Here is a 6,173-nt window from a genome sequence, read left to right on the forward strand (position 1 = left end):
GGGGGGTGGCGCAGGTAGTCGGACAGCTTGCGCAGGCTCCAGTGGGTGAACGGCAGCCCCAGCGCCCTTGGCCTGGTGCGGGCGACCTCGAGGATGCGGGCCTCGCCGTCTGCGGTGATCCGCCGCGGACGGCCACCTGCCCACCGCGGGTCCAGGCAGTCCAGCCCGCGGTCGTTGAACGCGTGGATGACGTCCCGGACCGTGTCGGGATCGGCGGCGACCAGGGCGGCGATCGCCTCGTTGGTGTTTCCTGACGCCGACGCCAGGATCATCATCGCCCGGCGGATCCTCACCGCGTCGTGCCGACCCCGCCGCACGATCCGCAGCAGGGCTTGTCCCTCCTCGTCCGTCAACCGACGGACATGCACCGGCTTCGCCATCGCAGACCCCTCCCACGAGCAGGAGCAGATACCTGCGCATCACCGCAAACCGAGATCGCCACACCTCGCCCGGCAGACGTTCACGGACAGCGCACTAGGCGACGAGCCCGTGCGCGCCGATCTCGGCCTGCAGCTCGGGCGTCGCGAAGCAAAATGAGTCCGTCGAGCCAACGTAGTTTCGGCGATAGTCGGCGCAGCCGGCGATCAGCTGGCGGATGGCCGGAACCTCATACCTCTCGTAAACGTCACGGAACATGTCCGGGTCGAGCGCCGTTGGGCGCTGCGTCAGGCGCAGTAGCTTGGCACCTTCAGGGGAAAGCGGGGCTGGATACCATCGGTCTTCCGATGCCTGGTCGAGGATCTCGTCAACCGGCACGAACCTCACACGTCCGCGGTTGATGAAGCGCAGCTCATCTTCCGTCACCATTTCGCTGAACGGCGACGAATGATATACATGCAACGCCGTCTCGAAACTGCCCGGGCACCCGGTCATTTTTCGGTTCCACATCACCTGGCGCTTCCCTGGCGAGCCTGCTCGCCGTGCCGGGCCGCTGTCTCTACGATCGGCGGCCGACCACCGCATCGTATGGGCGTTTCCCGGTGATCCGGGTGCCGGAGGCGTCGAATTCCAGGAAAACCCGCCACAACATCCGGACCCGATGGTCGGCCCACACGGCGTTCATCGGGTCGATCCGGAAGAATACCTGCTGCCCCTGGTCCGGCAGTCCTACATTGTCGTACATCGCGGTCTGGACCAGCCATGGGAACTGCTCCCGGCTGACCGCCACGGCCCGCTGTATTTCCTCGGCCGTGGTCAGCAGTGACGCCCAGCCCTTGACCTGGAGCGAGCGAGTGACGAATCGGTCCTCGAACCCGCCGGGCGGCAGGTAGCTGACCGCATAGCTGACCCGTGGATCTGCGAGCATCTCTGCGTACTTACGGTTGTAACTGAACGTGTGCATGTATACGCTGAGCCCGTCGCCGGCAATGTGCATGGCGGACGCGGACGGACACCCGTCGGCGTCCACCGTCGCCAGGGTCGCGATCTCCTCCTCCCGGAGAAGTTCAGTGATAGCGTCCTGGATCTGCGCCAGATCGGGTTCCGGCCTTTTCATCGGGCTTCGGCCGGGAGCCAGCCGAGTGCGGCCACGTCCAGCGCGCTGGCCACCGTCCCGCACTTCCCACAGGTTCGCGCTGCCTCGTCGGCAGAGAACCGGGCACATGCCGCGGCGTAGTACTGCACGGCAGGGGTGTCGTTGTCGTGCTCCCACTCATAGCGCCGCAGCTCGCTGTCGCACCCGTCGCAATACCAGGCGGCGCCCTGCAGCCCGGCCTCCAGCGGCTGGTACCGCAGTGTGACGCCTTCCCTGATCGGCACGATCCGGTGCGGTGTGCCCGCCGGGATGTAGACGTGGTCACCGACGTCCATCCGGAACCGATTGACCGAGCTGTCCCGGAGGTGGACGTGCGCGGCCCCGGACAGCTGGCTGAGCACGTTGTCCCTCGAGCAGATCAGGTGGAACGGCTGCGGCTGCCGGTTGCGGGACAGGTAGATCTGCGGGTCGGTCTCCGCTGGCAACACGGCGGCGTCCTCGTACTCGCCCAGCTCGGTCTTGAGGGCGTGCAGCATCCGTCGCCGGTTCATGATTCGGCCTCCACCATGCTGTGGTACCCGCGGTTGACCGCCCGGGTCTGGTACGCCTGCCGGGCCCACCCCCACCGCGCCGCGGGGAACACGTCGTTGACATGCCCACACCGGGCGCACGTACGACCCTCCTCGCTGTTACGCAACTCAACAAACTCCACAGAGCTAGCTATGGTCGGGAACTGGCGGACCGGGTCGTCTTCCGCGCCGTACCGCTGCGCGTCGTACCCCGGCAGCCCGTGCGGAGTGGCGTCGTAGGAGTGCCGCACCAACTCGGCCTTACAGTTCTTACACCGGGCCGTCAACGCCTCGGACTGCTCTCCGGACGACGACTGACGCTGCGTGATCACCATCACGGCGAACGCCTCCGAGTCCTTCTCGTCCCGCAGGAACGAGTTCACCCCATGCAACCGCTGCGTCGCCATGATCTGCCCCGCAGCCAACATCGCGTTCCTCGACCCATAGGTCACAGCGACCTCGTCCACCGAGTTCCAGTGGAAGAAATGCCCGTACTCCACCTCCGGCCCACCCACCAGCACCACCCCCGCCGGCACAATCGCCCCCGCCCCGTCATACGGGAACAGAGGCATCAACTGCGCCGCCGCCTTCGCCATCCGCTCATACACGTTCACCTTCAGCGGCTCACGGTCAGGGTCCGGCGGCGGGATCCGCCGCGTGTCCACCAGGTCCACCCTCAACCCCCTCTATGTAGCAGTATGTGGAACAGCGCCCCTCAGTGTGATACCAACGCACTGCCCTGGCAAGACCACACCCCGCCGACCCACACCCGCCAACCCCACCACCGCACGTCAACACCCACGAACAAGCAGGTAGAGCCCGCCCAGTCAGCCGCTCCCCGAAGTCAGCACCGCCGGTTGCCACGAACCACGGTCATGGTGGCGGTCGGTCACCGTCGGGTTGGGCCTGACCGGATACTCAAGATCACTCCGTGCCCGGCGCGAACCGACCCAGCGCTGCCCGCGCTGCCCGGCCCGTCTGTTTGCTCGGCTCGGGCGGGTAGTCGGCGTTCTGGATCTTCGTGACGAGCCGCCGCGCAGGTGCACCGGCGGACGGCGATGGGACGGGCGGGCGACGCATCGACGAAGTCAGTCCGATAGCCGTCGATCGGCCGGACATGAGACCGGCACCCCGATGCCGATCGAGGATGGGCTTCGAGCTCGCCGCGCACGTCGTACCGGGCCCGAGCGGACGCAGCTGATCCTGATTGCCATCGTCACACTGCCGCCGCGGGGACTGACCCTGCCCGCCGTGATCCGCGCCGTGAGGTACCCGGTGACGACCCCGAACGGCTGGACGGCGAATACCGTGCAGCTGGCTGCCGACCTCGTGCTGGCGGCCGCCTCGGTGCTCAACGATCCGCGTCTCACCACCCGGGGTGGTCCCGGGGGAACCCCGGCTCAGCCGAGACGACCACCAAGCTCACGCGCGACACGCCTCGTCACATCGGCCGTGGCCGTCGTCCACTCATCATCCGCACGCGACAACGGCGCGGTCGTAACCAGAGCACCCCGGACATGGCCCCTCTTGTCCCGAACCACCGCCGCGACCGCGGCCACATCCGCCTCAGTCTCCGCACGATTGACCGCATACCCCCGCCCGCGAACCTCCCCCAGCTCGCGCAGCAACGCCTCCCGCGTCGTCAACGCACGCGGCGTCGGCGCCTCCAACACGCCCGACGGATACAACCGGACGATCTCCTCATCACTCCGCTCCGCCAACAACGCCTTACCCGCCGCCGTCGAATGCGCCGGCAAGATCCACCCTATCCGGCCCCCCGTACGCACCACCCGATCACTCTCCACGCTGTCCAGATACACCACGCTGGTGGCGCCCCGCATGATCCCCAAATGCACCGTCTCGTTCGTCAGATCACGCAAGCTCACCAACGCCGAATGCGACACCGCCCGAATATCGATCTTCGACACCACCGCCAGACCGATGTCGACCAACGCCGGCCCCGGCTTATACGCCCGCGAGTACTCGTCTTGCTCCACGAACTGATGGTGACTCAACGTCGCCAACATCCGATGCACCGTCGACCGGGACAACCCCATCTCCCGCGCCACCTGGTTCACCCGAACCATCTCGTGATCCTCGAACAGCCGCAGCAGCCGCAGCACGTTGTCGACCGCGCCGATCAACCCACCCGGGCGCTCCGACGGGACCTCAACGTCATCCAAGACTGGCTCCACCCCGACAGACTAACCCAGCCCACCCTTGCAGATCACCGCCTGATGTAGCGCGATGCGGCACGCCGTTCCTCATCCCGCTACTCGACCGGTGCATGCCGCTGGATCACTCCCCGCGTCCTACTCCCTCGTGCTCGCCGCCAGGGCGCGGACACCGATCCCGCTCCATCCAATGGCGCCAGTGGCCGCCCGCGCGTACGCCGACCTCGGCGGCGACACGGTCACCGCCCCATCCATCTGGAGTTGACCGCCCATGGCGTACGTCATCACGCGCGAACATCACGATCACCAGGACACCGCACGCTTCGGTCCGCGGGGGCACGCAATCGTTCTTTGCCCCTAGTGCAGCTCCGCGTAAATCTTGCTGGCCTGGCTGGTGATCAGCCGATCCAGGCGGTGGGGTCGCCGGCGTAAAGCCCGCAGGCGCAGTTGAGGGCCTGTTCGGGCGTGCCGACGGACTCGCCACTCGGCAGGTAGGAGTCCTCGTAGGCGCCGCGGCTGTCGAGGTAGATCGCGAAGCCCCACTGGTCGGGCTGGCCGGTGTAGCGCAGCCGGCACAGCGGGTAGGGGGCCGCGTCGTCCGCCTCGTCGGCGAAGACGGCGTCGAGGTAGGCGAAGTCGCCGCGGTAGCGGATGGTCAGGTCGCGCAGCTGGGGCCAGCGGGCGGTGTGCTGGGTGCGCAGCCGGTGTTCCAGCACTACCCGGGCCATCTCGGGGATCTTCGCCACGTCCCTATCCTGCCCGCCTTGGCGTGTCGGACCCGCGCGCGGGTCTGCCCGGTTCTTCCCTGTCGTCCTGGAACTGTCCCTTCCAGGATGCGGTGGGTGCTCAGGTGGGCAGCTGGTCCGGCGGTCCGAGGGTGGTCCTCGGCGCCGCGCAGCGTCAACGGTTCAAGAAGCTCGCCGGGACGGTGAGTGCCCCGTTCGACCAGGTCAGACGGGCCCGGATCCTGCTGGACGCGGCCGACGGCCGGTGGGGGCCGGTCGCGCTCGGCCGCCGCCACGGCGTGCACGCGGACACGGTCCGCCGGCTGTGCGCCCGGTTCGCCACCGACGGCGAGGCCGCGCTCGTCGACCGGCCCCGCCCCGGCCGGCCGCGCCGCTACGGCCCGGACGCCCGGCTCGCGGTGCTGGCCGCCGTCACCGAGACCGCCCCACAGGCGGCGTCGCAGTGGTCGCACCGGCTGCTCGCCGAGCATCTCGCCCCCACGGTCGGGATGTCACCGGCGCAGATCGGCCGGGTCCTGGCCGATCTCGACCTCAAGCCGCACCGGGTCCGGGGCTGGCTCAACCGGCCCGCCGTCCCGGACTTCGCCGACCGCGCCGCCGCGGTCTGCGACCTCTACCTGCACCCGCCCGCGGACGGGGTCGTGATCAGCGTCGACGAGAAGACCGCGATCCACGCCCGCTCGCGGCGCCACCCGACCCGCCCGATCCGCCCCGGCTCCCCCGCCAGGCGCGAGTTCGAGTACGTCCGGCACGGCACCGTGTCGCTGGTCGCGGCGATGGACGTCGCCACCGGCGAGGTCCTCGGTGAGATCATCCCCGGGAAGAACAACTCGGCGAACTTCACCTGGTTCCTGACCAGGCTCGACGAGGCGATCGACCCGACACTGAAGATCTACCTGGTGATGGACAACGGGTCGAGCCACACCGCGCACGCGACCCGGCGGTGGCTCGCGGCCCACCCCCGGTTCGTCGTGACCTACACCCCGAAACACGCCAGCTGGCTGAACATGGTCGAGATCTTCTTCTCGACCCTCACCCGCCAGCTCCTGCGGCGCGGCGACTTCACCTCCCGCGACAACCTCGCCAACAAGATCCTCCACTTCATCGAGGTCCACGACCGCACCGCCAAGCCCTACCGCTGGACCTACACCGGCGAACCCCTCAAAGCCGCCTGACAACCCCAGCAAGACTTACGCGGGGCAGCACTAGT

At 68.2% G+C, this 6,173-nt stretch carries 8 protein-coding genes; 1 reads left to right on the top strand and 7 read right to left on the bottom strand.

Features of this window, described 5'->3' with window-relative positions; all coding sequences use genetic code 11:
- From QOZ89_RS46610 to QOZ89_RS46640, 7 genes are all read right to left on the bottom strand, one after another.
- A partial coding sequence (locus tag QOZ89_RS46610; RefSeq protein WP_312629296.1) for a helix-turn-helix domain-containing protein occupies positions 1-380 on the bottom strand: 380 nt, incomplete at its 3' end.
- Positions 381-474: 94 nt separating this feature from the next.
- A complete protein-coding gene (locus QOZ89_RS46615; RefSeq protein WP_131804003.1) occupies positions 475-891 on the bottom strand; it encodes a hypothetical protein in 417 nt (138 codons plus the stop codon).
- A 46-nt stretch (positions 892-937) separates the two neighbouring features.
- The gene (locus QOZ89_RS46620) at positions 938-1,495 is read right to left on the bottom strand and encodes a pyridoxamine 5'-phosphate oxidase family protein (protein ID WP_071049082.1); all 558 of its coding nucleotides are present in this window, start codon (positions 1,493-1,495) and stop codon (positions 938-940) included.
- A complete protein-coding gene (locus QOZ89_RS46625) occupies positions 1,492-2,025 on the bottom strand; it encodes a cupin domain-containing protein (RefSeq protein WP_071049083.1) in 534 nt (177 codons plus the stop codon). Before QOZ89_RS46625 ends, QOZ89_RS46620 begins: the two co-directional genes overlap by 4 nt.
- A complete protein-coding gene (locus QOZ89_RS46630) occupies positions 2,022-2,717 on the bottom strand; it encodes a cupin domain-containing protein (protein WP_312630355.1) in 696 nt (231 codons plus the stop codon). Before QOZ89_RS46630 ends, QOZ89_RS46625 begins: the two co-directional genes overlap by 4 nt.
- A 726-nt stretch (positions 2,718-3,443) precedes the next feature.
- Positions 3,444-4,226 (bottom strand): IclR family transcriptional regulator, encoded by a 783-nt coding sequence (locus tag QOZ89_RS46635; RefSeq protein ID WP_071049085.1) that lies wholly within the window; start codon positions 4,224-4,226, stop codon positions 3,444-3,446.
- Between the two features lie 389 nt (positions 4,227-4,615).
- Positions 4,616-4,963, bottom strand: coding sequence for a hypothetical protein (locus QOZ89_RS46640; RefSeq protein WP_071049086.1), 348 nt, complete (start codon positions 4,961-4,963; stop codon positions 4,616-4,618).
- A 104-nt stretch (positions 4,964-5,067) separates the two neighbouring features.
- On the opposite strand from QOZ89_RS46640, the gene QOZ89_RS46645 reads away from it, so the two are divergent.
- A complete protein-coding gene (locus QOZ89_RS46645; protein ID WP_241841751.1) occupies positions 5,068-6,138 on the top strand; it encodes an IS630 family transposase in 1,071 nt (356 codons plus the stop codon).
- Positions 6,139-6,173 lie beyond the last annotated feature (35 nt).

Source organism: Pseudofrankia coriaricola (assembly GCF_032027725.1).
In the GTDB taxonomy this organism is placed as follows: Bacteria; Actinomycetota; Actinomycetes; order Frankiales; family Frankiaceae; genus Pseudofrankia.

Coding starts and splice junctions, on each gene's coding strand:
- QOZ89_RS46625 (WP_071049083.1), bottom strand. CDS start 2,025: ATGAACCGGCGACGGATGCTGCACGCCCTCAAGACCGAGCTGGGCGAG.
- QOZ89_RS46620 (WP_071049082.1), bottom strand. CDS start 1,495: ATGAAAAGGCCGGAACCCGATCTGGCGCAGATCCAGGACGCTATCACT.